General features: G+C 34.8%; 28 protein-coding genes and 1 tRNA gene. 6 read left to right on the plus strand and 23 right to left on the minus strand.

Annotation, left to right across the window (positions count from 1 at the left end; genetic code table 11):
• Nucleotides 1-410 precede the first annotated feature (410 nt).
• From serA to BKH43_RS02535, 3 genes are read right to left on the minus strand one after another with little or no spacing between them, the layout of a single operon-like run.
• Nucleotides 411-2,021, minus strand: a complete 1,611-nt coding sequence (serA, locus tag BKH43_RS02525) for a phosphoglycerate dehydrogenase (protein WP_095228217.1) — start codon at nucleotides 2,019-2,021, stop codon at nucleotides 411-413.
• 22 nt (nucleotides 2,022-2,043) lie between these two features.
• Entirely contained in the window at nucleotides 2,044-2,553 is a 510-nt protein-coding gene (locus BKH43_RS02530) for a hypothetical protein (protein ID WP_095228219.1), read from the minus strand.
• A 4-nt stretch (nucleotides 2,554-2,557) separates the two neighbouring features.
• Complete coding sequence (locus BKH43_RS02535; RefSeq protein ID WP_095228221.1) at nucleotides 2,558-4,240, minus strand: 30S ribosomal protein S1; 1,683 nt, start codon at nucleotides 4,238-4,240, stop codon at nucleotides 2,558-2,560.
• A gap of 166 nt (nucleotides 4,241-4,406) precedes the next feature.
• Between BKH43_RS02535 and plsY the strand changes: the two genes are divergently transcribed.
• Nucleotides 4,407-5,138 carry a glycerol-3-phosphate 1-O-acyltransferase PlsY gene (gene plsY / locus BKH43_RS02540; protein WP_095228223.1) on the plus strand — a complete coding sequence of 244 codons (732 nt, stop codon included), beginning with the start codon at nucleotides 4,407-4,409 and terminating at the stop codon, nucleotides 5,136-5,138.
• A 144-nt stretch (nucleotides 5,139-5,282) separates the two neighbouring features.
• On the opposite strand, the gene BKH43_RS02545 is transcribed toward plsY, so the two are convergent.
• From BKH43_RS02545 to BKH43_RS02565, 5 genes are read right to left on the minus strand one after another with little or no spacing between them, the layout of a single operon-like run.
• Entirely contained in the window at nucleotides 5,283-5,720 is a 438-nt protein-coding gene (locus tag BKH43_RS02545; RefSeq protein WP_095228225.1) for a hypothetical protein, read from the minus strand.
• Nucleotides 5,721-6,395: a hypothetical protein gene (locus tag BKH43_RS02550; protein ID WP_095228227.1), complete on the minus strand. Its 675-nt coding sequence runs from the start codon at nucleotides 6,393-6,395 to the stop codon at nucleotides 5,721-5,723.
• 36 nt (nucleotides 6,396-6,431) lie between these two features.
• On the minus strand, nucleotides 6,432-7,208 hold the full coding sequence (locus tag BKH43_RS02555; protein WP_095228229.1) for an MlaD family protein: 777 nt from the start codon (nucleotides 7,206-7,208) through the stop codon (nucleotides 6,432-6,434).
• 25 nt (nucleotides 7,209-7,233) lie between these two features.
• Nucleotides 7,234-7,998 carry an ATP-binding cassette domain-containing protein gene (locus tag BKH43_RS02560; RefSeq protein ID WP_095228231.1) on the minus strand — a complete coding sequence of 255 codons (765 nt, stop codon included), beginning with the start codon at nucleotides 7,996-7,998 and terminating at the stop codon, nucleotides 7,234-7,236.
• 29 nt (nucleotides 7,999-8,027) lie between these two features.
• A complete protein-coding gene (locus tag BKH43_RS02565) occupies nucleotides 8,028-9,167 on the minus strand; it encodes an ABC transporter permease (RefSeq protein WP_095228233.1) in 1,140 nt (379 codons plus the stop codon).
• Nucleotides 9,168-9,245: 78 nt separating this feature from the next.
• Here BKH43_RS02565 and yejB point away from each other — a divergent pair, with 78 nt between their 5' ends.
• Entirely contained in the window at nucleotides 9,246-10,295 is a 1,050-nt protein-coding gene (gene yejB / locus BKH43_RS02570; RefSeq protein WP_095228235.1) for a microcin C ABC transporter permease YejB, read from the plus strand.
• Between the two features lie 95 nt (nucleotides 10,296-10,390).
• A complete protein-coding gene (locus BKH43_RS02575; RefSeq protein WP_095228487.1) occupies nucleotides 10,391-11,413 on the plus strand; it encodes an ABC transporter permease in 1,023 nt (340 codons plus the stop codon).
• Between the two features lie 630 nt (nucleotides 11,414-12,043).
• Here the strand turns inward: BKH43_RS02575 and BKH43_RS02580 are convergent.
• Both BKH43_RS02580 and flgH read right to left on the minus strand, forming a co-directional pair.
• Complete coding sequence (locus BKH43_RS02580) at nucleotides 12,044-13,582, minus strand: flagellin A (protein WP_095228237.1); 1,539 nt, start codon at nucleotides 13,580-13,582, stop codon at nucleotides 12,044-12,046.
• A 120-nt stretch (nucleotides 13,583-13,702) separates the two neighbouring features.
• A complete protein-coding gene (gene flgH, locus BKH43_RS02585) occupies nucleotides 13,703-14,410 on the minus strand; it encodes a flagellar basal body L-ring protein FlgH (RefSeq protein WP_095228239.1) in 708 nt (235 codons plus the stop codon).
• Nucleotides 14,411-14,469: 59 nt separating this feature from the next.
• Here flgH and BKH43_RS02590 point away from each other — a divergent pair, with 59 nt between their 5' ends.
• Nucleotides 14,470-14,910 (plus strand): GatB/YqeY domain-containing protein, encoded by a 441-nt coding sequence (locus BKH43_RS02590; protein ID WP_095228241.1) that lies wholly within the window; start codon nucleotides 14,470-14,472, stop codon nucleotides 14,908-14,910.
• Between the two features lie 106 nt (nucleotides 14,911-15,016).
• On the opposite strand, the gene BKH43_RS02595 is transcribed toward BKH43_RS02590, so the two are convergent.
• From BKH43_RS02595 to BKH43_RS02620, 6 genes are all read right to left on the minus strand, one after another.
• Nucleotides 15,017-15,265, minus strand: a complete 249-nt coding sequence (locus BKH43_RS02595) for a hypothetical protein (protein WP_095228243.1) — start codon at nucleotides 15,263-15,265, stop codon at nucleotides 15,017-15,019.
• Nucleotides 15,266-15,305: 40 nt separating this feature from the next.
• Nucleotides 15,306-15,686, minus strand: a complete 381-nt coding sequence (gene fliS, locus BKH43_RS02600; RefSeq protein ID WP_095228245.1) for a flagellar export chaperone FliS — start codon at nucleotides 15,684-15,686, stop codon at nucleotides 15,306-15,308.
• Nucleotides 15,687-15,695: 9 nt separating this feature from the next.
• Nucleotides 15,696-17,747 carry a flagellar filament capping protein FliD gene (gene fliD / locus BKH43_RS02605; RefSeq protein ID WP_095228247.1) on the minus strand — a complete coding sequence of 684 codons (2,052 nt, stop codon included), beginning with the start codon at nucleotides 17,745-17,747 and terminating at the stop codon, nucleotides 15,696-15,698.
• Nucleotides 17,748-17,786: 39 nt separating this feature from the next.
• Nucleotides 17,787-18,161 (minus strand): FlaG family protein, encoded by a 375-nt coding sequence (locus BKH43_RS02610; protein ID WP_095228249.1) that lies wholly within the window; start codon nucleotides 18,159-18,161, stop codon nucleotides 17,787-17,789.
• 220 nt (nucleotides 18,162-18,381) lie between these two features.
• Nucleotides 18,382-18,978 (minus strand): toxin-antitoxin system YwqK family antitoxin, encoded by a 597-nt coding sequence (locus BKH43_RS02615; protein ID WP_095228251.1) that lies wholly within the window; start codon nucleotides 18,976-18,978, stop codon nucleotides 18,382-18,384.
• Complete coding sequence (locus BKH43_RS02620) at nucleotides 18,975-19,187, minus strand: hypothetical protein (protein ID WP_095228253.1); 213 nt, start codon at nucleotides 19,185-19,187, stop codon at nucleotides 18,975-18,977. The genes BKH43_RS02615 and BKH43_RS02620 overlap by 4 nt, the downstream gene beginning before the upstream one ends.
• A 195-nt stretch (nucleotides 19,188-19,382) precedes the next feature.
• On the opposite strand from BKH43_RS02620, the gene thrC reads away from it, so the two are divergent.
• Together thrC and BKH43_RS02630 are read left to right on the plus strand one after the other, a co-directional pair.
• A complete protein-coding gene (gene thrC, locus BKH43_RS02625; RefSeq protein WP_095228255.1) occupies nucleotides 19,383-20,840 on the plus strand; it encodes a threonine synthase in 1,458 nt (485 codons plus the stop codon).
• A 164-nt stretch (nucleotides 20,841-21,004) separates the two neighbouring features.
• A complete protein-coding gene (locus BKH43_RS02630; RefSeq protein WP_095228259.1) occupies nucleotides 21,005-21,466 on the plus strand; it encodes a Fur family transcriptional regulator in 462 nt (153 codons plus the stop codon).
• 19 nt (nucleotides 21,467-21,485) lie between these two features.
• Here the strand turns inward: BKH43_RS02630 and BKH43_RS02635 are convergent.
• From BKH43_RS02635 to BKH43_RS02665, 7 genes are all read right to left on the minus strand, one after another.
• Nucleotides 21,486-21,562, minus strand: a tRNA-Arg gene (locus BKH43_RS02635).
• Between the two features lie 213 nt (nucleotides 21,563-21,775).
• Nucleotides 21,776-22,750 (minus strand): porphobilinogen synthase, encoded by a 975-nt coding sequence (gene hemB, locus BKH43_RS02640; protein WP_095228262.1) that lies wholly within the window; start codon nucleotides 22,748-22,750, stop codon nucleotides 21,776-21,778.
• A 153-nt stretch (nucleotides 22,751-22,903) separates the two neighbouring features.
• A complete protein-coding gene (locus BKH43_RS02645; RefSeq protein ID WP_095228264.1) occupies nucleotides 22,904-24,448 on the minus strand; it encodes a flagellin B in 1,545 nt (514 codons plus the stop codon).
• Nucleotides 24,449-24,695: 247 nt separating this feature from the next.
• On the minus strand, nucleotides 24,696-24,995 hold the full coding sequence (locus tag BKH43_RS02650; RefSeq protein ID WP_095228266.1) for a hypothetical protein: 300 nt from the start codon (nucleotides 24,993-24,995) through the stop codon (nucleotides 24,696-24,698).
• A complete protein-coding gene (locus BKH43_RS02655) occupies nucleotides 24,986-25,264 on the minus strand; it encodes a hypothetical protein (RefSeq protein ID WP_095228268.1) in 279 nt (92 codons plus the stop codon). The genes BKH43_RS02650 and BKH43_RS02655 overlap by 10 nt, the downstream gene beginning before the upstream one ends.
• A gap of 20 nt (nucleotides 25,265-25,284) precedes the next feature.
• On the minus strand, nucleotides 25,285-26,367 hold the full coding sequence (leuB, locus tag BKH43_RS02660; RefSeq protein WP_095228270.1) for a 3-isopropylmalate dehydrogenase: 1,083 nt from the start codon (nucleotides 26,365-26,367) through the stop codon (nucleotides 25,285-25,287).
• 5 nt (nucleotides 26,368-26,372) lie between these two features.
• A complete protein-coding gene (locus tag BKH43_RS02665) occupies nucleotides 26,373-26,873 on the minus strand; it encodes a 3-isopropylmalate dehydratase small subunit (RefSeq protein WP_095228272.1) in 501 nt (166 codons plus the stop codon).
• Nucleotides 26,874-26,948 lie beyond the last annotated feature (75 nt).

Genomic DNA, 26,948 nt, shown 5'->3' on the forward strand with positions numbered 1-26,948 from the left:
AAACAGTAAGAAAAAAGAAAATGTTGGAATTAAAAATTTAGTCAATAGTGTAAAAAATTGGAACTGCCTATGAAAAATGATGATTTAAAGAATACCTTTGCTTAAAGCATTATATATGCACTTAAACGCGGTGTATTATTAGCATTTATCTTTTAGTAGATTCTCCTAGTGGAAATTTCTACTTCTTATATTTCTAATTAGATTCATAACAGCTTCTGCTTTATGCGTGTTTTTAATGGCAATTTTACTTCCCTTCACACGTATGTGATTTTGTGTGTTGCGTTACTTTTTAAAGCAAAAAGTACTCATATATATCTCTAAACATATTCTTTTTACCCACGCAACTAAAAAGCTATTAGCACACCCTAAAGACTACTTTTGTAGACTTTAAAAGTGCGCTAGCTTTTTAACTACATACAAGCGTATCTAACGCTTATACACTCTGGTATATTAGAAAGCTCATTTAAAAGCTCTTTGCTGACTGCGTTATCAACTAAGATTAAAGCTAGGGCTTCTGAAGTAGGCTTACTAGATTCCATACTTCTTCCTAATCTAAAGTCAGCTATGTTAACTTTGTGCTTAGCTATAGTGTTACCTACACTTCCTATAACGCCTGGAACGTCAGTGTTTCTAAAGAGTATGATGTTGCCATTAGGCTCTAAGTCCATGCCAAAGCCATTAACATTGCTAAATCTTACTATGTTGTCTTCATAAACTGTGCCACTTACACTTATGCTTTCTTTTTGAGTATTAAGTGTTAAGACTAGCTTGTTTTTAAACTGATCTGCGCTTTGCTTATAAGTTGAAGCTACATTTATACTCCTACTTTTTGCTACAAAGAGGGCATTCATATGGCTTACTTTTTCTGAAAGACTAGGTTTTAAAGTGCCAACTGTTGCAAAAAGTAGTAAGTTTTCAACATAAGGCTCTAAGTCAGCTCCACTTACTTCTAAGTTTATAGAGCTAAGTGCACCTTCAACTACTTGTGCTGCGAAGAATCCTAACTTTTGTGCTAACTCAAGATAGGCTTTTATAAACACTGGAACATCTTCTGCTAGTGTAGGGAGATTTAGCGCATTTGGATAGCCCGCACCTCTTACTGCACTCATAGCCGCGCTTGCTGCTTCTAGAGCTATCTTTTCTTGAGATTCTAAAGTATTAGCTCCGATGTGGGGAGTTACATAGACGTTAGGAAGGTCTAACAGCTTATTACTAGTTGCTGGCTCCTTATCAAAAACATCTATGCCTGCAAAGGCTATCTTGCCTGACTTTAAGCCTTCATAAAGTGCATCTTCATTATAAAGCCCGCCACGTGCGCAGTTTATAAGTATGACACCATCTTTCATCTTAGCTATCTCTTCACTTGATATCATATTTTTAGTTTGGGCATTTTTAGGAGTGTGTATGGTTATGATGTCACACTTTAATATATCTTCAAAGTTTTGAGTGTACTCTACACCCATATCTAATGCTTTACTAGCTTTAATGTAAGGGTCATAAGCAAGCACATCCATCTCAAAAGCCTTAGCCCTCTTACCAACCCTTGAGCCTATGTTACCAAAGCCTATGATTCCGAGTTTTTTATCTTTTAGCTCTATACCATACCAATCTTCGCGCTTCCATATACGATCATGCTTTAACTGGTGGTTTGCACTAGGAAGTCGTCTAACTGCACAAAGCATATGAGTTAAGGTTAGCTCTACTGCAGCTATAGTGTTAGCTGTAGGAACATTCATAACTACGATTCCATAGTTTGAGCACTCATCTATATCTACGTTATCTACTCCAACACCTGCCCTTACTATAGCTTTAAGCTTAGTATTTTTAGCAGCATCTATAAACTTAGAATCTACATTAGTAGAGCTTCTAGTGATAACGCAGTTTGCATCACCTATGTGCTTTAAAAGCTCATCTTTAGGCATATCTGCTAGATAACTTACTTTAATATCTGGCTGAGACTTTAATAAATCTATACCTTTTTGATGTATGTGATCACAGACTATGATGTGGTACTCTTGCATTGACTATCCTTTACTTTATAGCTTATAGCTTTTGATTAATTTGATATTTAATGTTGTAATAGCGAAAATCTTTTAGCATGCTTTCTCTTAAAGCCGCATTTGGTATAGATACCAACAAGGCAAGCTTATCGCCACTCTTATAATAGGAAAACTTTATGTGCTTAAGTCTTAAAATCTCATTTAAATAGAAAAATTTATACTCATCTAAATTTTCTATCAAGATCTTAGTTGGGTCAACTTGCATCTCATCTGGTTTTTTAACACTTATGTTTATATTGATTACATTAATTGGAAATTGAAAATTAGAAGTTGATAAGTCAGATCTAGCTAACCACCCATGGGCATCACCTACATCTAACTTTGGTTCATTACTACTCTCTTGTACTTCTACACTAGCTTCTTGCTTACCTTGCAAGGCCAAAGTAGAATGTGTGGCTGTAGTAGTTGGGTTTAACTTTTCATAGAAGAGGTATAAAGTATACCCTCCTAGAAAAATGATGATTACAAATAATCCTGTAACGATTTTATACATATCACTACTGTAGTTTACCTTTTAACAAGTCACCTAGTGAGTTCATCCTCTCGTTACCTGAACTGTACTCGCTTAACTCTTGTCTTTCTTTTTGTTTTTGAAGGCGTCTTACTGAAACTCTGATTCTATTAGCTTCTGTGTCAACGTGGGCTAAAACACCAGTTATCTCATCACCAACTTTTATCTCTTCTTTTTTAAGAGGTGCTAAATCATCATTTCTTATAAGAGCATCTACATTTTCGTCTTTAATCTTTATGAATACACCAAAATCTTGTATATTTATAACAGTACCTGTTATAGGATCATCGACGTTATACTTTTTGCTAAACTTTTCAACCGGAGACTCATCAAGAGCTTTTAGACTTAAGCTTACTTTTTCGTTAGTCTTATCTATCTTTATAAGCTTAACTTCTAGTTCATCACCTATCTTATATATCTCTTGAGCTTTCTTGCTTTTATCCCAAAATGCATCTTCATTATGTAAAAGACCATCTATACCACCTAGGTTTAAAAAGATCCCAAAAGGAGTAAAGGTTGCAATCTTGCCTTTGATGATATCGCCAACTTTGTGATTTTCAACAAACTTAGTAAAAGGCTTATCTTGTTGCTTTTTAAGAGAAACTCTTAACCTTCTGTTTGCAGAATCTATCTCTATAACTTCTACATCTATCTCTTCACCAACTTTTAGATAGTCTCCTGGATACTTTATACTCTTATCCCAAGATATCTCAGAAATATGTAAGAAACCTTCTAAGTCATTACCTAAGTCTACAAAAGCACCATAAGTTTCTATGTTACTAACTACAACTTTTATAACATAGCCAACTTTAATCTCATTTTGTATCTCTTGCCATGGATCTTCAAAAAGCGCTTTTATAGAAAGCGAAAGTCTCTTTTTCTCTTCATCATACTTTATAGGCTTAACTTTTATCTTATCACCCTCTTTATAAAGTTTAGAAGGATTAACTGGGCCTTTATGGCTTATCTCAGTATAGTGCACTAGTCCTTCTATACCATCTATATCTACAAACATACCAAAGTTAGTGATGTTTTTAACTACACCTTCATAAGCCTCACCACTTTGCACTAAAGAGATAGAGCCATCATGTTGTCTTTTACTGCTAACTTCAAAGTAACGCTTTCTTGAAACTATTATAGAATCATCTCTAATCTCTATGATGCAAACTTTAAAAGACTTGCCTATATGTGCATCTTTTTTGGTTCCATCATCTTTTAAAGCTGAAGCAAACTTTGGCATAAAGTACTCAACACCATCTTTTTCAAGTATGTAGCCACCTTTGTTTTTACCTATAACTGTAGCTTCTATAATCTTATCTTTATAATTATCAGATTCTTTTAGCTTGTTAATCTCATCTTGGGTGATCTTATGTTTTAACATCTTTTTATAAGAAACTACACCACGATTGTTAGTATAAACTTGTATGCTATCGCCCTTTTTAAATAAAAGCTCGCCATTTTCATCTTTTATCTCGTCTACTGGCAGCTTACCTTCTGACTTACTACCTATATCAACCATTGCATATTCATCGTTTATAGCGACAATGACCCCATCTTTGATGGAACCACTGTTATTTTTTTTCTCGCTTTGCTCAAACATGAGTGCAAAGTTGTCCTCCCCTTCGCTGTTTACTAAATCTCTTAGCTCATCTTTCTTCAGATCTTGCATTCACTACCTTTTCTCAAAACTTTTCAATTATTCTAATATAAATTTCATACAAAACACACACTTTTTTTATAAAATGAACATTTTCGTTTATGCAATTTGTAAACATGTAAAGGGTACAATCAGTAATTAAAAATTCCCAATACCAAAGTTTTAAGGCCTATCACTAATGCACACAGCACAAATCATATTAGACACCATAAGTAATATAAACATACTTTTTTACATAATAGCCTATTTAGTGGGTGGAATCCCCTTTGGCATGATGATAGTAAAAATCAAAACTGGAAAAAACATCCTCACAACTGGCAGTAAAAGCATAGGAGCAACAAACGTTTATAGAACGCTAAATGAAGCAAACGTTTCTCATGCTAAGTTTTGGTCACTAGGCACCTTAATACTAGATGCTATAAAGGGCTTAATCGTTGTCTTAATAGCTAAGTTAATGGGCTTAAGTTATGAAACACAGTGGGCTATAGCCATCCTAGCAGTGATTGGCCACTGCTATAGTCCTTGGATAGGTTTTAATGGAGGTAAGGGAGTATCAACTGCCATAGGTAGTGTTATCTTGCTTATACCTATTGAAGGCATCATAGGTCTTATCATATGGGGAGTGGTAGGTAAGGTCTTTAAGATCTCTTCTCTTTCTTCACTACTAGGAGTGCTTTGTGGTGTGATATTAACCTTCATAATCCCTAACATCATCCCCCTTCCTAACGCTATAAATATAAACGCACAAATCCACTCTCACGTCCCAGCAGTGATAATTGCTCTTATAGTTATTTATACTCACTGGAAAAACATAATAAGACTTTTTACATTTAAAGAAAAAAAGTTTACCACTAAGTCTGAAAACACCTCTAGTGCCCATCAAGCACCTGCTAACCCTTCTGATCACTAAGCAAAAAGCAGCGTTTATAAACGCTGTAAAAAATTTTTAACCAAACCTTTAAAAATACATTTTCTAGCATAAAACTAGCGTTACTTAACTACACACCTACTTTAAGTAAAACTTAAAGATCTAATAAAAGTTCTAAATCTAGCTCTAATCACTTAAGTCATAAACTCCACTAGCATTTGCATGTATATCACCACAGATATCTATAAACTTAGGCATGTTAGATATCTTTACATCTATACCTTTTTTTAACTGCTTGATAACTATGGTCATATCTTTGGCTTTATTAGGTCTTAAAAGAAGGCCACTAGAGCCTTTAGCTGTGCTTTCATTTAGCAGTATACCCTGAGAATAAAGAGTGCAGTTTTGAGTTTTAATAGTATTAATATTACTAAACTGAATCTTATAACTATTATTAAGTGGTGTTACTTGCATCCTCTCCCACTCAGTAATAGAGATAGTCTTTGTATATTTTTGAAAGTATTTATCATAGTCATCATTACCAACTTTAGCTTTACTACAAGCTATAAGTATAAGGGCACTTGCACAAAGCCCAAAGGTGTTTATATAACTTAGTGTTTTCATCTAGACACCTTTTCTTTGAGAAGGCTTAGTGTTATCATCACTAGGATTTTTTATCTCTTTTAAGCCATCATTATAGGCCTTAACCTGCCCTATCACCTTTGAAGCAGCACTTTTTATAGCATCCTGCAGGGCATAGACTGGATTTTTATCTTTACTTGTAGTTAGCACTACTCCACTTTTAAGTCTTACACCATTTGGTGAAAGTAAGTCATAGGATAAAAAGATTCTAGAGCTATACTCTTTTTCCAAACTTGGATTAGTGCTTAGCTCATCTGCGTTAGCAACAACTAAATGCATGTCATTAACATAAAGCCTTAAAGTATCAAGCTTTTCTGAGTAAGAAGCTTGAGTGCTTACGTGTATGCAGTTATTTAAAGCTAGTTTTACTACTAAGTTTCTAACCATATTTTGTGGTAAGTCAACCCACTTTATAGAATCTATACTAGTAACTTCGCCTTCACTATTTACAACTAGTAAATCTTTTGTATCATAAGGGCTTAAGACTGTAGTTTCAAGCTTGATGTTATCAAGCACACCAGTACAACTTGGCGTTATGATCTCTTTATCTAAACTGTAGTAAGTTTGTGGTGGAAGAGTAGTTTTTAGATTTAAATTCACACAAGCCTGCAAGCCAAAGGCCACTACTGGTAATAATAAAAGATGTTTTAGTTTCAAGCTACTACCTCATTTAATATGATTTTTCTTAATATCTTACTTACCAAGCTCACGTTTCCCTAGCAAAGTATCATAAGGGTCTCTTTCTACCCTATCTAAAAAGCCATTAGCCCTTTGGAAAAAAGACTGTATCTGAGAGATGGAATCTTGCATTCTATTAGCAAGTGGAGCTACTATATCTTTATATCTAAAGTCTCCTCTTGTAACTGAAGTGTTTAGGTTTACTACAAGCTTGTTTGTATTAGTTAAGAGTGTATCAAGCTTTTGCTTTGTGTCTTTAAAAGAATCAAGTGTGTCTACTATCTCATCTGTATATTTTGGAGATGTTAGAGTTTTAACATTAGTTACTATATCTTGCATATCTTTTGATATACCTTGAGCGTTATCAAGCAGCTTGCCTAGTGCGTTTTTACTAAGGCTTAAAGTAGCATCTTTAGAGCTAGTGATGATTTCTTTATTTTTGCTTTGGACTAGATTTAAATAGTTAAGCCCTGCTAGTCCTTGAGAATCTATCATAAGCTCTGAGCCCTTATGCACTGGTATATCTTTGTTTATGTCTACATTTATCTCAACTACACCATCTTTTTTATCAGAAAAAGCCATCTTAGTGATATTACCTACTGATATCCCTTTATATCTAACAGGAGTATTAACACCTATACCAGTTACATCACTAGTTGTATAAACCTTATAGCTCTTGTAACCAGAATCTCCTATATCTATGCGCCCTATCCAGATGACAAACACTACCATCAAGATACATAACACACAAAAGATCACCCCTATAGCTACATAATTTACATTTCTTTCCATTAACTTCTCACCCTATAAGCTTTTTTTAATGCTTCCAAAATCGTTCTCCCCTATAGGAATTAAATATGGAATCTTTTATCTTCCCACTATTAGCCAAAACTGCAAACTCTTTCCAAGTACCTTCAAAGATAATCTTTTTCTTTTCTAGTAGTATAAATCTATCTGTGACATCTATAACAGAATCTAAATCATGGGTTACCATAACTATAGTAACTCCAAATCTATCTCTTAAGTCTCTTATAAGCATATCAAACTTGCCTGCACTTGCTGGATCTAGTCCAGAAGTTGGTTCATCTAAAAACAAAACCGTTGGCTCTACACATAAAGCCCTAGCTAAAGCTACTCTTTTTTTCATACCTCCACTTAACTCATCTGGCATCTTTTCACATACATCCATACTAAGACCTACGTTTTCTAACCAAAATACAGCTATATCATGATAAAGATGCTTGGGGTATTTAGAGTACTCATCTAGCATTATAGTTATGTTTTGTAAAACATTTAAAGAGCTAAAAAGCGCACCAAACTGAAACACAACTCCAAACTTTTGTATAACTTCATAACGCCTACTAGGTCTTATCTTCCATATATCTATACCCTCTAACTTTATAGTCCCACTTTTTGGTTTATTAATAAATATCATACTTTGAAGCAAGGTAGTCTTTCCACTTCCACTTCCTCCAAGTATGGCAAAGATCTCTCCTCTTTTAACCTTAAAGCTTATATTATCATGGACTTTAAAGTCTCCATAAGCCGTGCTTAGATTGCTAACTTCTATGATATTTTCCATATGGTTAAAGTCTTCTACCTTGAGCATTATTATAAATCTAGTCTTGAGAATATTAAAGAAAAAATCGCATTAACAACTATGATCCAAAAAAGCGCACTTACTACACTTCTTGTAGTGTACTTGCCAATTGATTGTGTATTACCACTGCATAAAAAGCCATAAAAGCAGCCAACTATAGCTACTACAAAGCCAAAAAATGGTGCTTTTATTATCCCTATCCAAAAGTGATAGAGTGCTACAGATTCATAGAATCTATCAATGTATTGCTCAAAGCCTATATTTAAAGAAGCTTTAATAGCTAGCATGCCACCAAAAAGTGCAAAAGCATCAGCCACAAAAGTCATTAAAGGCATGACTATGATAAGGGCTATAACGCGTGGTAAAACTAAAAAGTGCATCACATTTAAATTCATAGTATTCATAGCTTGCATCTCTTCAGTTAGCTTCATAGAGCCAATCTCTGCCGTATAAGAAGAAGCACTCCTACCAGCTATGACAAGGGCTAGTATAAAAGGCCCCATCTCTCTTAAAGAAAGCTTTGCTGTTGTGTCTATACTCATTAAAGGAACACCTAGTGAGTTAAGCTGTAAAGCCCCTTGCAAACTAATAGCAAAGCCTACTATAAAAGCAGTCACCACTCCTATAAATAAAGCCTTAAACCCGGAGTTAGACATGTTGTAAAAAACTGATCCTATGCGAAAACGCTGAGGTCTTACAAAGTAACTAAGAAAAGAGTAGATAACTAGGCCTAAAAAATTTAAAAAAAGTACTGTGTGATTTAAAGCCTTAACCACCTTTCTACCTATAAAGTCCATTAAGTAAACTATATAGCTTCTTTTTTTAACTATGCATTCAGTTCGCTCATCTAAACAAAAAGGTAAAAATACGCCATTTATGAAAAGATTAAACTTATCTGAGTTTAGTTGATGAAGCATGCTTAGCATTAACTTATCATCAGAGTACACATAGACGTTTTTGATGCGATTACGCACTAAAAGCTCTTTTAAAAAAGAGATAAAAAGCATGCTAATCCTCGCATCTTCAAAATAGATTAAGACATCAGATTCTGCATAGCTTTTTAGCTCTCTTGCCAGGCTTTTTAGATTCTTTCTTGGGACAAAACTTCCCCACTGACCTTCTATATGTAAGGCCTTGCTTACTTGTGACATTATGCAACCCTACTAATACGTTTTAATAACTTAAATTATACATTGCTATAATCATGCTTTGTATGCATGGAGTAAATAATGTTTATATACATCCTAAAGCGTCTAGGACTAGTTATACCTACACTAGTTGGGATAATCGCTATTAACTTTTTTATCATCCAAGTGGCTCCAGGTGGACCCATAGAGCAGATGACTGCTAAGCTAAGCGCTGGTGCTAAGACTGAAAGCACGCTTAATACCAAAGAACACTACAAGGGCGCTGAAGGCGTGCCACCTGAGTTAATAGCAAAACTTAAAAAGATGTATGGCTTTGATAAACCCTTAGACGAGCGCTTTTGGATCATGCTTAAAAACTATGCCACACTTAATTTTGGCAATAGCTTTTATAGTGATCAAAGTGTTATAAGCATCATTAAAGAAAAACTCCCAGTTTCTATAACGCTAGGTGTTTTTAGCACACTTATAATCTATATAATCTCCATCCCTCTTGGAATCTTAAAGTCAGTTAGAAACGGAACTAACTTTGATGGCATCTCTAGTTTTATAGTTATCGTCCTTAACTCTATACCTGCATTTTTATTTGCCGTGCTTTTAATAGTAGTCTTTGCAGGAGGTAGCTACCTTGATATCTTCCCGCTAAAGGGCCTAACTAGTGATAACTTTGAAAGCCTAAGTTTTTTTGGCAAGATAGTAGACTACCTATGGCATATAGCCTTACCTATAATTTGCATCTGCATAGGTGGGTTTGCAACCCTAACCTTGCTAGTTAAAAACTCATTTTTAGATGAACTAGGCAAGCAGTATGTAGTCCTTGCTAAAAGCAAAGGGGCTAGTCAAAAACGCATACTTTACTTTCATGTTTTTAGAAATGCCATGCTTTTAGTAGTCTCGTTATTCCCAACTACTTTAGTTGGTATGTTTTTTAGTTCTAACTTGATGATAGAGATTATTTTCAGCCTTGATGGACTTGGTCTTTTGGGATTTGATTCCATAGTTAAAAGGGACTATCCAGTAGTCTTTGGTACACTTTTTATCTTTACCTTAGTAGGCCTTATAATGGGGATAATAAGCGACATACTTTATACCTTCATAGACCCACGCATAAACTTTGACAAGGCAAAAGGATAGTTATGGAATCTAAATACACTAACCCACCCATAATAGATTCTAACCCTGTCCCAGCAAGCTTACTTTTAGATGAAGCAAATCCAAAAGAAGTAAAGATAGATTCTTTATTTAAGCTGCGTATAAAAAGATTCTATGCTAATAAACGTGCGAGAGTGTTTTTCTTTATCTTTATTTTTCTTTGTGTTATAAGCCTTTTTGCACCATTTCTTGCTAATGAAAAACCTTTACTAATATATAAAGATCATAAGTTTTACTTTCCAGTTTTTATAAACTATCCTGAGACTGCCTTTGGAGGCGAGTTTTATACAAGTCCAGATTACAATGACCCCTATGTTAAAAACTTGCTAAAAGGAGCCTTTATACTAAAAGCTCCTATCCCTTATAGTCCTTCAAGCATAGACTGGCACTTAAAAAATACTCCTCCTACAAGTCCTAGCTTAAAGCACCTCTTAGGCACAGATGATCAAGGAAGGGATGTTTTAACTCGCGTGCTTTATGGTACTTCTATCTCTTTAGCCTTTGGGCTTATACTAAGCTTACTAAGTAGCATCATAGGCATAGGAGTTGGTGCTCTTCAAGGATACTATGGTGGATTAGTTGACTTGCTAGGTCAGCGTTTTATAGAGATATGGAGCTCAGTACCTACACTTTTTTTACTTATCATACTTGCAAGCTTAGTTACACTTAACTTCTGGTTTATACTACTTATAACACTAGCTTTTAGTTGGATGAGTTTAGTTGGAGTTGTGAGGGCAGAGTTTTTGCGTGCAAGGGCACATGACTACGTAAAAGCAAGCATAGCTCTAGGCCTTAGCAATATACGTATAATCTTTATACACATCTTACCTAATGCCCTAGTAGCGACAATCACTTATCTACCTTTTATCATAGCAGGCTCTATAACTACCCTAGTAAGCCTAGACTTTTTAGGCTTTGGTATGCCTATAGGAACTCCAAGCTTAGGAGAGCTTTTAAATCAAGCTAAAAATAATCTCCAATCCCCTCACCTAGCAATAGTTGCTTTTGTAATAGTTTCTTTAATACTAAGCTCGCTAGTTTTTATAGGTGAAGGTATAAGAGATGCCTTTGGACAAAAGGCTAATCAAGGGCCTTTGTAAGAGTATCTTGCTCTAGATAAAAAGGCTTATATGGTTAAGTTCTTAATTTTAGATTCTATAGCTTTTAGTGCTTTTATCTTGTGCGTAAAAGCTTGATATAAATACTTAAAAAATGATGATTTTATATAGGCAACTCCAATCTCTTTACAATATTGACTAGACCTTTATTCCAACACTTTCTTGTTCACATTACTTATTATTTGTATGTTTTTCTAACCAAAGCAAAGCTTCCTTGAAAAAGGGGTTTAACCCCTCCTTACTCCCGCAAAACCTGCGAAAAAGACTCTTTTTTGGCAATGAAGGGGGAGGGCCTTAGCTTTTTCCGTTTCTAGCAAAACGAAGTTTCCTTGAAAAAAAACGGTGTAAGCACTACTGCTTACTTGTTTCCATTTTTTTGCACCACGAAACAAAGCGAGAATGCCACAGGCCTTAAAAAACTATAATTACTGAAAGCTTAATTGTATATAGATAGATGCCAGTTAAAAACGATAATTTAAAAAAGAGAGAAAATTTTAAGTGTAGAAGTTTTTGTTCTTTAAAGTAAGAGTGATTAACCCTTACTTTAAAGTCACAAAAGAAAGTTTTAAAGCTTTAAACTTTAACGCTTATAAACGCACGTTATCTAAAAGCTTACTGACCTAGTAGTCTTAAGATGTTTTGTTGAGTAGCGTTAGCTTGACTCATAGCAAAAGCACCAGACTGTGCAAGGATGTTAAATTTAGAAAAGTTGGCACTTTCTTGCGCAAAGTCTACATCTCTTATCTGACTTTCAGCAGCTTTAACGTTTACTTGAGTAACACTTATGTTGTTAACTGTACTTATCATTTGACCTTGTACAGAACCTAAGTCAGCTCTAATCTTATCAAGCATCTTAGTAGCAGACTCAGCTATATCCATAACAACCATAGCGCCTCTAAGAGTTGTAACACCAGCTCCTAAAGCGTGATTACCACTAGCTACAACAGCGTTATAGTTAGCACCACTTGCAGACTTAACAGAAGAGTTGAAAGTACCCATAGTATCTCTTAAGTTTACAACTGTTTCAGCAACTTTTCCATCACCAAAACCTAGTGCAGCATAACCACCTTTAGCATTAGCACCACTTGCAACTATGATATCTCTTGCATCTAGTCTAGTTAGACTTAATCTTCCATAGTTAGTTGAACCTTTAGTAAGCTCTTGCCCGCCATTAACAGAAGTGATAGACATAGGCTCGCCTTTTTTATCACCTGCAGTAGCTTTTAGATCTATACCTCTTCCATCAGTACTTCTTAGGTTTAGTCTACCTTGAGCATCAGTATAAGCTTCAACACCAGTTTTATCACTTACTTGGTTGAAAGCTTGAACTAATCTACCATCAGCATCAGCAGCCTTAATACCTACTAAATCCCCTATAGTTACACCGTTTAATACAACATTATCAAGTGATCCAGATTTAATAGCAGTATCTGAAGTAGTTATAACATTAGCAGTAGCTCTAACTCCTGTTTTATCAGAAGACTTGTTTATAACCTCAGCTAGTACACCTAAACCTGTACCTACAGAGTGAGAGATTTTAACTGATTCTAGAGTTACATTGTTTGTTCCATCTACGTTTTTAAAAGTGATGTTAGCAACGCTAGCAGCAGTTATTAAAGCACCAGTTTCTACTCTTACTTGACCTATTTTGTCACTAGTTGTAGAACCTATAGAAGCTTTGATACTTTCATTAGAGTAAGCTCCAACTTGGAATTCTTTATTAGTAAAAGAACCAGATAATAACTTTTGACCATTAAAGCTTGTAGTGTTTCCAATTTGATCTAGACCTTGTATAAGCCTAGTGATATCGCTTTGTATAGCCTTTCTAGATTCTGTAGTTTGACCATCTTGTGCAGCTTGAGTAGCTTTAACTTTGATAGTATCTAGAATCTTTAACTGCTCATCCATAGCTTTATCAGCGATTTGTATGATACCCATAGCATCATTAGTGTTGCTTATAGCTTGACCTAACGAGCTAGCTTGACCTCTCAAACTATCTGCTATAGTCATACCAGAAGCATCATCTGCTGCTTTGTTTATCCTAAGACCTGAGCTTAACTTTTCAAGAGAGTCTCTTAAACCTCTTTGAGTTACAACCGCGTTTACGTGTGCGTTTAATGCGTTTACATTTGTATTGACTTCAAAAGCCATCTTTCACTCCTTGTGATTTTATACCCGAGGCATCCTTGCCTGGTTAAAATAGATATCGGCTTTTTTTATAACATTTAAATATTTTTTTCCTTTTTAAAACCTAAAGCTAGTGAGGCTAGCTTAATAAGGCCATGAAGATTCTATAGCGTCCTCTGTAGGTTTCATCTTAGTGGTATCACTAGCCTTTCCTACGGTCACAAAAGAGATCTTAGAATCTGAAATATACTTACTATCTATAGTATTTTGACGCGCTATATCATAAGGTCTTATAACACCACTTATCTGAAATATTTGTTTTTCACCATCTACTAGCATCTCTTTTTTGCCATATATGAAGTAGTTGCCATTTTGCATGACTTTTAAGATTCTCGCTGTGACAGTTAGGCTAAGGTTGCCTGAGTTTGAAGTTGAGCCCCCACCTGTAAAGTTTGAAGTATTATTAGACTTGTTTAAGGTGTAGTTATTTTGATCATTTAGATACTGAGTATTAGCTCTTTGCTGGGCATCTGCACCATTATATACTAACTGAGGTGGAGTTATATTACCCCCACTTGAGCCGTTATACTTTTTAGATGTATCAAACTTTGAACTACTAGTTTCATTAACAAGTACTGTTATTAAGTCATCTGGCTTCATAGCACGTCTATCAGCAAAAAGTGGTCTATCTCCTTGACCAAATAAAGATCCTGGCTTGCTAATCTCAGGCACAAAGTCCTTATCAGGCATCTCTTCTACGTATCTTGGTGGATTTAAATTGATCTCTGGCTCATAGGCTAAAAGACGCACTAGCGTTGTTGAAACTGCCAGCATAAGAAGAATCTTTTTCATAACACATCCTTGTTTTAGATGTATAATAAAAAGCAAATCACATTCCAAAGGAAAAACAGATGAGTTTAAAGGCTAAGATTTTAGAAGATATAAAACAGGCCATGATTTCAAAAGACGCACAAAAAAGAGATGCTTTAAGGATGATAAGTGCAAATATCAAGCAACTTGAAGTAGACCAAAGGATAGAGGCTGATGATGCTATAGTACTAGGTATCTTAAAAACAGCTGCTAAACAAAGACAAGATGCTATAGATAGTTATAAAAAAGCAGATAGATTAGATCTAGCCAGCAAAGAAGAGTATGAGCTAAAACTTATAGAATCTTATATGCCAACCCAACTAAGTGATGATGAGTTAAAGGCTAAGATAAGTGAGATCATAAAAAAAGTGGGTGCAAGTAGTCTAAAAGATCTAGGAAATGTTATGAAAGAAACTAAGGCTTTAAGTGATGTGGCAAGTGGGAAGAGAATCTCAGAGTGTGTTAAAAGTCTGCTTCAATAACTTATTTAGATAAAAATACATCAAATCCTATAGAATCTACCCCAGATTCTATAAAATAAACTCTATAAAATAGATTCCATAAAACTTTCTATAGCACAAGCTAGTCTTACTTAAAAAACTTTTTAGCTTGCTTAATCTTATCTAGATTAGATTTTGTAAGAGCTCTTTCATCTTCTAGTAGATTTATAGCTTCTTTTATAAGATCAAGGACTATGTTTAAATCCTCTATATTAGTGCCTTCTTTAAAAGCGGGGAGATCTTGAGTTAAAAGAAAAGCCTTTTTGGAATCTTTTTCTAAAAGAGCTACTTTCATGTTATCTATCCATGAGCTAACTTTTATAGAATCTTCTTCCATTCTTTAACTCTCCTCTTTATAAGCCTTTGGCCAAATAAGACTATCTTAACTCTTCTTGATGTATCTCACGCCAAGCTTCTAGTAAGCCTCTAGTAACATTTACCACTATATCTATCTTACTTACATCATCTTCCATATTAGCTTGAGTAAGTGTTTTTATCTGATGAGTATAAAGTCCTGTTAGATAAACTGCTACCTCACCACCTCTTTCATAATCAAGCACATTTAAAAGCTCAGTAAAGATATCAACGGTTCTATTTATATAGTAGATCTTTTTTTCTATATCTTCATCTTCTATGTGTCTTCTTGCTTGACCCAAAAAGCGTAATATACCCTCATAAAGCATTTCTATTAGCTTAGAAGGACTTTCTACATTAATAGAGTTTTGTCTATACATGCTATAAGCATTCATTGCACGCATATGTACTCCTTATTTCTTTTTAGCATTAGCAGCTTGATCTATTAACATTTGCACAGAACTAAAAGAGTTATTAGCCTTAGCTATTTGCTCATCATAAGCTGCAAATCTAGATGCCATAGTGTCATAACGCGAGTTTAGTAACTCCATGGCTTGCTTTTTATCTTTATCTAGACTTTTGACTTCTTTTTCAAGGTTTTGTTCAAATATCTTTAGTTTCGCATTACCGCCATCTAATAAATCGGCCAAAGTCTTACTAATTTGCGGAAAAACTCCCTGTGTTAATTTATCTTTACCAAAACTATCTTTTTCTTCCTTGCCATAAAAGAGGTTTTTAGCAGCTTCTGGGTCGCTATTAACCATAGATGTAAACTTAGATTCATCAAGCGACATAACACTTTTATCATTAATAGTTATGCCATAACTTACTAGGCTTTTTACATCTAGTCCAACACCTACTGAGTGAAGTATGGCTTGGTTTAAATCAGGCCTTATCTCTCTTATAGTAGATTCTGTATTAAACACACCACCTTTTCTAGTCTCTGGATCATATCTAGTACTAGAATCAAGCACAGGCACTAGTTCATTATAAGCCTTAACAAAGTCTTTAACATTATCTATGATGCTTTTTGTGTTGTTTTTAACACTCACAGTTACTGGAGAGTCTTTAGGTGTAGTAGAGTTTAAAGTAAGAGTTAGGCCACTTATGATGTCATTTACTTGATTAGTTGGTCTTCTTATCTCAGCCCCATTAAAAGTAAACTCAGCATCACTAGCAGTTTGAATATTTTTAAATCTAAATAGATCTTTTTCTATCTTTGAGTAATCAACCAACTCACCTTCTTTAAGCCCTATAGCTTGGAGGGCTTCTTTGTTTTCTTTACCATCTGCACTAAGTTTTATAGAGCCTTTAGAAGAGTTTAAAACTAACTTAGCATCTACTTCTTTAGCGTGAACTCCTTCTATCTTATTTAAGGCTTCAGCTATGGCTTTAGCATTATCTTCTGAAGTGTTTTCTTTTTTAGTCACTGTAGCTAAATCCAGTGAAGCATCACCTACTTTTATGGTTCCTTCTATCACTCCAGCCTTAACCGCAGTCTTGGCTTCAAGCATATCATCACTTTTAGATTCTAAGTTGTTGTGATAAAAGCCTAGTGTACCAGCCTTAGTGCCACCAACTATGACAGGAAACCCACGCCTATCATTAATAAGCACACTTTTTCCTTCATCAGTTAAGCCAACATTTATATCACCATTATCATAAAGGGCCTTTAACTCTGGGCTATCTTCAAAGGCTTTTTTTATAGCATCCCTTATAGCTTCAGGTTTTTGCTCAGATGCTGAGTTAGCACCTAACTTTAAGTTGATAGTGACTTTTTGTGGAAGACCATTTTTATCTTTTATCTCTACAAAAAAGTCTTGTTCTCCTTGTATGTCTATAGGAGCTTGAGGTATCTTGTCTGATTTTAGTATAGAGCCAAAATACACTCTAGATTCTTCACCACTAGACTTTGAGTTTATCATCAACTGATAAGGGTTTTGGCCTCCAGTTTTCATAACTATGCCTAATACATTTCCATTAGTCTCATCAGTTATAGCCTGAGCTACATCACTTAAAGTCATGCCAGCTTTTATGTTTACTTTATAATTTTTACTATTACTATAAAACTCTAAGATTCCATCTTCTTTACTAAACTCAGCATCTTTAGAAGCATATTTTGTATCGACTTCATTAATGTCGTTTTTTGCTAGGCTTTTTACAGCTATATTAATATCTTGAGTAGGCACGCCAGGAGCAGCACTAGCTTCTATGGCGCTACCTGAGACGTGCACATCACGCGCTATATAAGTTGAAAAGTCACTTAAAGTCTTTACGTTAGAATAAAGGCCATTAAGCTTTTCTTTTATCTCAATTAGCGTTTTTTGCTTTTCTACATTTTGTTCTAACTTCCTATCAGTAGGGCCTATCATAGCCTTTTCATCAGCCTTTTTAAGCTTGTCTATAACATCGTAATTTAATACAGTACTTCCTAAGCCCAGAGAGCTTAACTTACCCATAGCCATTATAAAACTCCTACTTTAAGTAAAGCTAGACTTTTAGATCTAAGCTTTTTTATCAAAAATGCTACCTATAACATCTCTCATCCTCTTCATAAGCTCTATAGCCTCTTTGGATGGAATCTCACGTATTATCTTCTTATCGCCTGCTTCTTCAACTGTAACTACAAGACCTTTTATATCATCATTGTAAGTGAAGTTTATGCTCGTGTTTACTTGCTTCATCTCTTTGTTTAGCTCATGACTTAAACTAGTTAATTGCTCTTTTAACTTATTGTCATCTTCTTCGCTAATGCCAGATTTGCCTAAAGGCATATTAGGCGCTACCCTTGGTGCGTTTGGTTTTATCTCCTCTCCTGCACTAGAGGCCATTTGCATCAGCTTATGTTGTAATGTTATATTACTTCCTTGTACTTGCATTACATCTCCTTATGTCAATATTTCATATATTACTATATCCTGCTATATCGTCTAAAATTTAGATTTTATAAATTTAGTGGGATTTGAAGCCTTATATGCTTGATGTTATTAAGCAAAGTAAATAAGGTAGATTGTTAGGTAAATATAACTGTGATTGAAGATTATGTGAGTATAAAAAATGCTAGCTTTATAACTAAAGGCTAAAGATTAAGATAAAGTCTTAGTAGTTATGCCCTTGCATTAAAACTCCATCTTTATAGTAACCTTTAAAGACTAAACGGCCGTTTTTGCAATAACTACTTACACTGCCATTTAACGAACCATCCCTATAAGTAGAGTAAGTTTCTACATTGCCATTTTTATAAAAAACAAAAGATAGGCCATCTCTTTTGCCACCTTTAAATTCCATCTGTGCACTCATACTACCATCTTTAAAGTACATGGTAAGCTTGCCATCTAATTTGCCATTAGTATAGTTTGCAAGCTTTCTAAGCTCACCAGTTTCATAGTAAGATTTATACACTCCATCTAAGCTGCCATCAACATAGTTTTTTTCTTCTTTTAAAGTGCCATTATCATAAAATACATAAGTTGTGCCATTTAAGACATTATCTACATAGTTTTCTACCCTAACTATCTTGCCTTTATCATCATAGTAAGAGCGCTCTTGTGAAGTAGAGCTTTTTGAAGTACTTACTACTATGGAAGGATTCCTAGTTAGACGATATAAAGAATCTAAAATCGTGTTTGCATAGCTAAAAGAAACTGTTAGTGCTAAAGCTATAAAGATGTTTTTAAAAGAGAGTAGCTTTTTCATGGCCTTGGGAGTCCTAAAACATGAAATCCTTTCTCATCTATAGCTACATCAAACTTCTCACCGGTTTTAAGATCTATAAGATAGCACTGATCTAAAGTCTCATAAGCCGCCCTAGCCACTGGAAGCTGTTTTAGATGTAAGTAAACATCTTCTAAAGAAGTACATAAATCTGGGAAACCAAACATAGTTAGCTTGTATGTAAAGTCCATTTTAACCTTCCTGCCTATTTTTCACCAAAAAAGTAAAAAATATTTTACTAAAAAGCACTTTTTTGTTCTGAATTGATACCAAACAAATGAGTTTTATTATAGCAAGTTAAATTATTTATATCCATGCATTAGATATAATTTCGTAATCAAAACTTGAACAACGATAACTAAATTTGATTAAGGCAGGCTCTAGAAATGCAAACACCAACAAGAATAGCTCAAACAAGAGGTTTAGATCCAAACGATGCAAATAGCAACCGCGATAACATAAGCTTTATTGACGCTTTATTAAATCCAAAGGCTAGTTATAATGGACTTTATACTCTTGAAAACATAACTCCTATACCTAATATAAACTCACTTAGGAACCTAAGCTATCAAGAACTATCTATTGCCATTTTCAAACACTTAAATATAGAATCTTCTTTAATAGACCACGCACTAAAAACTTATGATAAATTTGAAGAAATAGCCCCTCTTAGAAAGATTAGCAACCACTTATATGCACTAGAACTTTATCATGGGCCAACTTCTTCTTTTAAAGATATGGCACTAGCTCCTTTTGGAGACTTATTAGATTCTATGGCTGGTAAGAATAATGAAAAGTATTTAATCCTAGCTGCAACTAGCGGTGATACAGGTCCAGCTGCGCTTAATGCTCTAAGGAATGCTCACAATATAAAAGCTATATGCATGTATCCAAGTGGTGGCACAAGCAAGATTCAAGAACTACAACTTAGCACCATAGATTCTAAAAACCTTAATATTTTTAAGATGGAGGGTGACTTTGATGCAGCACAAAGCACACTTAAAACACTATTAAATGACTTAGAGTTTAGAAAACAAGTAGAAGAAAAAGGCTATAAACTAAGCGTTGCTAACTCTGTTAATATAGTTCGTATAGCCTTCCAGATAGTTTATTACATATGGACATCTTTTAGATTTGAAAACTTTAATGAAAATGGTATGTTTAATGTCTTTATCCCAAGTGGAAATTTTGGTAATGCTTTAGGGGCGTTTTTTGCCAAAAAACTTGGTGCTCATATCTGTACTATAAATGTATCTACTAATCCAAATGATGTCTTAGATCACTTCTTTAAAACTGGAATCTATGACATAAGAAACAAACACTTAGTCCTAACTTGCTCACCTGCTATGGATATCTTAAAGAGTTCTAATATAGAAAGACTAATCTATGCTTACTTTGGTGCTGATAGAACTAGAGAGCTTTATCTTCACTTTGAAAAACATAACTTCTTCAAACTTACTAAAGATGAGTTAAAACAGATTCAAGCAAACTTCAAGTCTAAAAGCATCTCTCAAGCTGAGTGCTTAGAAGGCATAAAAGATGCCTACTCTAAAAACTATATACTAGATCCTCACACAAGTAATGCCTACATGCACGCTATGAAATGTACAGCTCCTATACCTAGTGTAATAGTATCAACCGCACATTGGAGTAAGTTTCCAGAAACTATGCTAAAAGCTTTGCTTGATAAAGAAGCTAGTGATGAAACAGCTCTTTTAGAAGTATCTTTAAAGACAAAAAGCGAGATTCCAAACGCTATAAAGTCACTTTTCAATAAAAAAGTTATACACACTCAAACATATAAGCCAGAAGATATTAAGAACGAAATATTAAAATGGCTATAAAAAATAAACTTTTTTCTAACTTTTTGTCCTTATAAGACACTATAAAGACTTAAAGTTATTAAAAAGCCTCTGAAATAGGAATAAGTTATAACTGTATGATAAAATGATAATCACTATTTAATAGTAAATAAGAAAATAATCATAATTTTCATAAGGAGTTTATCATGACGAAAAGGCTTGAAACCTTAGAATCCATACTAGAAAGACTTAGATTATCTATCAAAAAAAATGGGCTGAAAAACTCAAAGCAAAGAGAAGAAATCATCTCAGTACTTTATAAAAACGGTACTCACTTAAGTCCTGAAGAAATCACAGCTCAGATAAAAACAACAGATAAAAACACAAGCATATCTTCAGTTTATAGAATCTTAAGTTTTCTAGAAAAAGAGAAGTTTATAACAACACTAGAGGCTGATAAAAATGGAAGACGCTATGAAATAGCTGCTAAAGAACACCACGATCACATCATCTGTTTAAACTGTGGCAACATCATAGAGTTTGTAGATTCTGATATAGAAAGACTGCAGATTTCAATCGCAGAAAAATTTGGTGCCCAACTTATCAGTCACGATATGAGATTGTTTGTTATCTGTGCTAAGTGTCAAAAAAATAATGTAACCATATAAGATAAGACAGTTTTTGAAGTGGTGTGCTCAGAGGGATTCAAACCCCCGGCCTACAGGACCGCAACCTGTTGCTCTATTCAGCTGAGCTATGAGCACTTAAGTATGATTTAAGAGGGAGATTATAATAAGTTTTGCTTTTTTAAGCAAGGCTTATGCCTTAAAGGCATATATAAAACTAACTTATCTTCATATAAATTTTTTAGATTCTATCTTTTTCTTACAAAGTGCCATGTTTACTAAAGCAAAGTAACTAATGGTATTTGACATCAAAAGCTTTTTGTAAACTTTGATGCCATATACCTACTAAAACTAGTTAGCCCCTTTAAGTAGCCCTGCAACTTCTTTAGCATGATAGCTAATGATGATATCAGCCCCTGCCCTTTTAAAAGCTATCATATTTTCTAGTACTAGCTTGTCATAGTCTATAATCCCAAGTTTTTTGCCAGCTTGAAGGAGTGCGTACTCGCCACTTACATTATAAACTGCTAGCGGCAAAAGTGAGGCTTGCTTTATAGCGTGCACCACATCAAGATAGGCTAAGGCTGGCTTTACCATCAAGATATCAGCCCCTTCTTTTTCATCACTTAAAGATTCTAAAATCGCATCATTGGTATTAGCAAAGTCTTGTTGATAGCTTTTTCTATCTCCAAAACTAGGCGCACTATCTGCTACGTCTCTAAAAGGGCCATAGTAGCTTGAAGAAAACTTAGTTGAGTAACTCATAATTGGCGTATTTATAAAGCCAGCTTCATCAAGCCCTTTTCTTATGGCATAAACTTGCCCATCCATCATAGAACTAGGCGCTATGACATCACAGCCTGCACTAGCTAGTATTACAGACTGCTTAGCTAGGTTTGCTAGTGTTAAGTCGTTATTAACCGTGTCTTTATCTAAGATTCCACAGTGGCCATGATCTGTATACTCACAAAAGCACACATCAGCTACTACTAGCATCTCTGGCATTTCTTTTTTTATAGCCCTTATGCACTTTGCTACTATAAAGTTTTCACCATCTAGCGCTTCGCTTCCTATGGCGTCTTTTTTTGCTGGCAGGCCAAAAAGTAGTATGTTTTTTATCCCTAGTTTAAGTAAGACTTCACACTCTTTTAGTATCTCATCTATTGACATCTGAAAGACGCCAGGCATAGAAGCTATCTCATTTTTTATACCACTTCCATGCATTACAAAAAGCGGATAGATAAAGTCTTTTATATCTAGCCTTATATCTTGTACTAACTCTCTTAACTGCCCATTAATCCTAAGTCTTCTAGCTCTTCTAAACATATCTTTCCTTTGGCTTTTGCAAGCATAAATTAAATGCTTTTTTAAATAGTGTAATTATAGTTGATAGAAAGTATATTATGAGGGGGTATTTAAGCTAGCTTTAAAGCTAGATTTCTTTAACCTTAGGATCTAGATTCTAAGGTTAAAAGGATGCTACTGTAGTAGTTTTAGTACGTTTTGTTGCACTGCATTTGCTTGTGCCATAGCAAAACTTCCACTTTGAGCTAGGATGTTGTATTTCGAAAAGTTTGCACTCTCTTGCGCAAAGTCTACATCTCTTATCTGACTTTCTGCAGCTTTTACGTTTACTTGAGTGACTGAAACGTTGTTGATAGTTGAAGTAAGCTGGATTTGAACTGAACCTATATCTGCTCTAATCCTATCTAACATAGCCCTAGCAGAATCTGCCATATCCATAACAACCATAGCGCCTCTAAGAGTTGTAACTCCAGCTCCTAAACCTTGCTTGTTAAGGTCAGCTTGTGCTGAGTTTGCATTAGCCCCACTAGCACTGGCTATGTTTTTATCAAGGTTACCTTTTAGTGCCCTTAGGTTAGTTGTATACTCAGCTATACCTTGTGCTGAATGGAATCCTATATGAGAGTAGTTAGTACCACTTATAATGATATCTCTTGCGTCAGTTCTTATTAGAGTGAGTCTTCCAACTGTAGTGTTATTCATACCAGATACACCTACAAAGCTTCCCCCACCAAAGACTTGACCACTTGCACTTTGAGCATGAACTGCTATAGCACGACCATCATTACTTTTTAGGTTGATTCTTCCTGTTATGTCTATATAAGCTTCAACTCCTGTTCTATCTTTGACAGAGTTTATAGCATTAATCAATCTTCCATCAGCGTCATTTTTTTGCACATCATCTATAGTTCCTATAGATACATGATTTATAACTAGACCTTTTATAGTTCCTGACTTAACTGGTACTCCACCAGTAGCCATAACATTATAAGAAGCCCTAACGCCTAATTGATCTGAATGTTTATTAATAATATCACTTAGTGCACCAAGCCCAGTTCCTGCACTAGTAGAAATCTTAGCAGTTTCGATAGTAAAGTCTTTAGAGCCATCTACTTCTTTAAACTTTAGTGCTACTTCAGTTAGGTTAGCAGCACCTGCACTAGCTTTCATGCCTATGCCATTCATCGAAGAAGTCTCCATCCTAACTTGTCCTATCTTATCACTACCAGTTGGCCCTATAGAAGCTTTTACTGTTGTGTTAGAGTAAGCACCGATTTGGAACTCTTTATTAGAAAAAGACCCACTTAGCATTTGTTGACCATTAAAGCTTGTAGTATTAGCGATGTTATCTAACTCTTCTAGTAGCCTTTGTATATCACTTTGCAGGGCTTTTCTAGATTCTGTAGTTTGTCCATCTTGTGCTGCTTGTATGGCTTTAGTTTTTACAGTATCAAGTATTTTTATCTGCTCATCCATAGCCTTATCGGCAATCTGAATCATACCTATGGCATCATTGGCATTTTTCACAGCTTGACCCAAACTATCGCTTTGACTTCTTAAAGCATCAGCTATAGCCATACCTGATGCATCATCTGCCGCCTTATTTATCCTTAAACCAGAGCTAAGCTTCTCTAACGCATCCGAAAGATTTCTATTGTTTTGCATACCTATAGCGTGTGCATTAAGCGCAGCTACGTTTGTATTAATCCTAAAACTCATGTCGCATCCTTTGCAAAATTTGAAATACGATTACTTTTTAAGCAAGTGATGTTCCAAAGTCTTAAGTTTTAAGATAAAAAGTCGATATGGTCTGTCATTTTGGATTTTAAGGGAAGTTAGTTTTTTAAAACTTTTAAGCCTTATACTAGGAGTTTAAGGCTTAAAAAGGCTAGTTTAAAGAATCTGTAAGTAAGTTTTGATAAAAGATATTTGCTAGAAAAGTAGATTCTATAAAAGATATAAGATTTTACTTAGTCTTATTTCCTTCTATTAACTCTAATCTTGCATCTATTAGAGCTAGTTGAAACTGCAAAAAGTTGCATATCATGTTTAGCTTTACTTTGTCATTAGTTTGTATTTCTATTAACTCTTCTTCATCACTATCAGGTTTTATACCTTCAAATAGCACAAAAAGTCTCTCTTTTAAAGCGTGTAAAAACTCAGCCTCACCAGCATTGGCATTTATACCTATATCTTGATAGCCTCTTTCATCTATCGTATTTTCAAGTTCATTTAAAGTTTGAAGCACTACATCTTTTAGTTCCATCTATAAAGCCACCTTATAACACTCTCATCTTGAGTTTTAACACCTTTTATCTTTTCTTTTAACTTTGATACATCAAGCCCGCTAATCATATCTTTACTTTCCATATACTTTAAAGCCTTCTTGCCAAGTCTAGCTTCTAAGAGTTCTAAAGGCGGGATATCTTCTCCTAGATCTTTTAGTTCTAAAATCTTTTCATAAATCAACCTAGACTTATTAGCATCACCTTTTATCTCATACACATAAGCTAGACTTAAAAGTTTTCTATACATGTTTTATACTTCTTTTCTCTTTAAAGCTTTTTAATGTTTTCACACAAAAGGCTTCCTAGCTCTTTAGTGCCTAAAACAACTTTTGCATCAAAGCTAGCAAGGTCAGAACTCCTAACGCCTTCTTTTAAGGCTTGTTTTATAGAATCTTTTATTAACTTACTAGCAAGTGGCACTTTTAAGTGATCTAAAAGCATGCTTAAAGAAAGTATGCATGCGATTGGATTAGCTATATTTTTTCCTGCTATATCTGGAGCACTTCCATGTATAGGCTCAAAAAGGGCTGTTGTGCTGCCTATGCTGCTTGATGGTAAAAGTCCTATTGAACCAGTTAGCTGACTTGCTTCATCACTTAAGATATCACCAAACATGTTATTAGTAACTACTACATCAAAGCTTTTTGGTGCGCGGATTAACTGCATGGAGGCATTATCAACATATAAATGATCTAATTTTACCTCAGGATACTCTTTGCTAACTTCTATAACTACTTCACGCCAAAGCTCGCTTACTTCTAAGACATTAGCCTTATCTACGCTAGTTACGCGCTTGTCTCTAGTCATAGCTAGCTTAAAGGCCACATGGGCTATATTTCTTATCTCGCTTTCTTTATAGCCCATAGTATTAAAACCATATCTATCTCTGCCTAGCTTTTTTATGCCCCTTGGAGTTCCAAAGTAGATTCCAGAGATTAGCTCACGTACTATGACTAAGTCTACACCTTGTACTACTTCTTTTTTAACCGGGCTTGCATTAACTAGCTCATCATACACAAAAGCTGGTCTTATATTTGCAAAAAGTCCAAGCTCTTTACGCAAGGATAAAAGCCCAGCTTCAGGCCTTTTGTCTTTTTCTATACTTTCCCATTTTGGTCCGCCTATAGCACCAAAAAGTACGGCATCACTTGCTTTACACTTATCTAAAGTGTCCTTTGGCAAAGGAGTACCCGTTGCATCATAAGCTGCCCCACCGATTAGTGCTTCTTCAAGTTTATAATCAAACCCTAGCTTTTCACTTAGTGCCTTTAGCACTTTTAAGGCTTCATCAACTACCTCAACACCTATACCATCACCCTTTAATACTGCTATGTTTAAAACTTTACTCATCCTAACTAACCTCTAGAAGCATCAAGTTGTTTTTTAGCATAAGACATAAGACCACCACTATCAAGTAAAGACTGCATGAAGTCTGGGATGTCATTAAACTTATAAGTCTTATCTTGAGTGAGATTTTTAACAACGCCTGCTTTTAAGTCTATATCTAAGTTGTCGCCTTCATTTATAGAATCTATATCTTTTTTATCTAGTTCTAGTATGAGTAAGCCTGTGTTAAAGGAGTTTCTATAAAAGATGCGCGCAAAGTAAGGGGCAAGAACTGCTTTTATGCCAGCAGCTTTTAAAGCAATAGGTGCGTGCTCTCTACTTGAACCACAACCAAAATTATCCCCTGCTACTACTATATCACCTTCTTTTACGCCTTTAGCAAAGCCAACTCTTGCGTCTTCAAAGATCTTTTTTGCTAACTCGTTTGCATCGCTTGTATTTAAATATCTAGCAGCGATAATTACATCTGTGTCTATGTTATCTCCAAATTTCCATACTTTTGAACTCATATTTTTACCTTAGTTAAGATGTGTGTAATAAGGCTTATTATAGCTTTTATTTATGAGACAAAGCCACTTACATAG

The organism is Helicobacter sp. 13S00401-1 (assembly GCF_002272925.1).
Lineage (GTDB): Bacteria > Campylobacterota > Campylobacteria > Campylobacterales > Helicobacteraceae > Helicobacter_I.

Excerpts from the sequence above, each read along its gene's own strand:
- BKH43_RS02650 (WP_095228266.1), bottom strand. The coding sequence starts at position 24,995 with ATGGAACTAAAAGATGTAGTGCTTCAAACTTTAAATGAACTTGAAAAT.
- BKH43_RS02615 (WP_095228251.1), bottom strand. The coding sequence starts at position 18,978 with ATGAAAAAGCTACTCTCTTTTAAAAACATCTTTATAGCTTTAGCACTA.
- BKH43_RS02580 (WP_095228237.1), bottom strand. The coding sequence starts at position 13,582 with ATGGCTTTTGAAGTCAATACAAATGTAAACGCATTAAACGCACACGTA.
- BKH43_RS02595 (WP_095228243.1), bottom strand. The coding sequence starts at position 15,265 with ATGGAAGAAGATTCTATAAAAGTTAGCTCATGGATAGATAACATGAAA.
- BKH43_RS02530 (WP_095228219.1), bottom strand. The coding sequence starts at position 2,553 with ATGTATAAAATCGTTACAGGATTATTTGTAATCATCATTTTTCTAGGA.
- BKH43_RS02645 (WP_095228264.1), bottom strand. The coding sequence starts at position 24,448 with ATGAGTTTTAGGATTAATACAAACGTAGCTGCGCTTAATGCACACGCT.
- serA (WP_095228217.1), bottom strand. The coding sequence starts at position 2,021 with ATGCAAGAGTACCACATCATAGTCTGTGATCACATACATCAAAAAGGT.
- BKH43_RS02620 (WP_095228253.1), bottom strand. The coding sequence starts at position 19,187 with ATGGACTTTACATACAAGCTAACTATGTTTGGTTTCCCAGATTTATGT.
- BKH43_RS02535 (WP_095228221.1), bottom strand. The coding sequence starts at position 4,240 with ATGCAAGATCTGAAGAAAGATGAGCTAAGAGATTTAGTAAACAGCGAA.
- flgH (WP_095228239.1), bottom strand. The coding sequence starts at position 14,410 with ATGAAAAAGATTCTTCTTATGCTGGCAGTTTCAACAACGCTAGTGCGT.
- plsY (WP_095228223.1), top strand. The coding sequence starts at position 4,407 with ATGCACACAGCACAAATCATATTAGACACCATAAGTAATATAAACATA.
- yejB (WP_095228235.1), top strand. The coding sequence starts at position 9,246 with ATGTTTATATACATCCTAAAGCGTCTAGGACTAGTTATACCTACACTA.
- BKH43_RS02560 (WP_095228231.1), bottom strand. The coding sequence starts at position 7,998 with ATGGAAAATATCATAGAAGTTAGCAATCTAAGCACGGCTTATGGAGAC.
- BKH43_RS02555 (WP_095228229.1), bottom strand. The coding sequence starts at position 7,208 with ATGGAAAGAAATGTAAATTATGTAGCTATAGGGGTGATCTTTTGTGTG.
- leuB (WP_095228270.1), bottom strand. The coding sequence starts at position 26,367 with ATGAGTAAAGTTTTAAACATAGCAGTATTAAAGGGTGATGGTATAGGT.
- hemB (WP_095228262.1), bottom strand. The coding sequence starts at position 22,750 with ATGTTTAGAAGAGCTAGAAGACTTAGGATTAATGGGCAGTTAAGAGAG.
- BKH43_RS02655 (WP_095228268.1), bottom strand. The coding sequence starts at position 25,264 with ATGTATAGAAAACTTTTAAGTCTAGCTTATGTGTATGAGATAAAAGGT.
- fliS (WP_095228245.1), bottom strand. The coding sequence starts at position 15,686 with ATGCGTGCAATGAATGCTTATAGCATGTATAGACAAAACTCTATTAAT.
- thrC (WP_095228255.1), top strand. The coding sequence starts at position 19,383 with ATGCAAACACCAACAAGAATAGCTCAAACAAGAGGTTTAGATCCAAAC.
- BKH43_RS02545 (WP_095228225.1), bottom strand. The coding sequence starts at position 5,720 with ATGAAAACACTAAGTTATATAAACACCTTTGGGCTTTGTGCAAGTGCC.
- BKH43_RS02610 (WP_095228249.1), bottom strand. The coding sequence starts at position 18,161 with ATGCAAGTACAAGGAAGTAATATAACATTACAACATAAGCTGATGCAA.
- BKH43_RS02630 (WP_095228259.1), top strand. The coding sequence starts at position 21,005 with ATGACGAAAAGGCTTGAAACCTTAGAATCCATACTAGAAAGACTTAGA.
- BKH43_RS02590 (WP_095228241.1), top strand. The coding sequence starts at position 14,470 with ATGAGTTTAAAGGCTAAGATTTTAGAAGATATAAAACAGGCCATGATT.
- BKH43_RS02565 (WP_095228233.1), bottom strand. The coding sequence starts at position 9,167 with ATGTCACAAGTAAGCAAGGCCTTACATATAGAAGGTCAGTGGGGAAGT.
- fliD (WP_095228247.1), bottom strand. The coding sequence starts at position 17,747 with ATGGCTATGGGTAAGTTAAGCTCTCTGGGCTTAGGAAGTACTGTATTA.
- BKH43_RS02665 (WP_095228272.1), bottom strand. The coding sequence starts at position 26,873 with ATGAGTTCAAAAGTATGGAAATTTGGAGATAACATAGACACAGATGTA.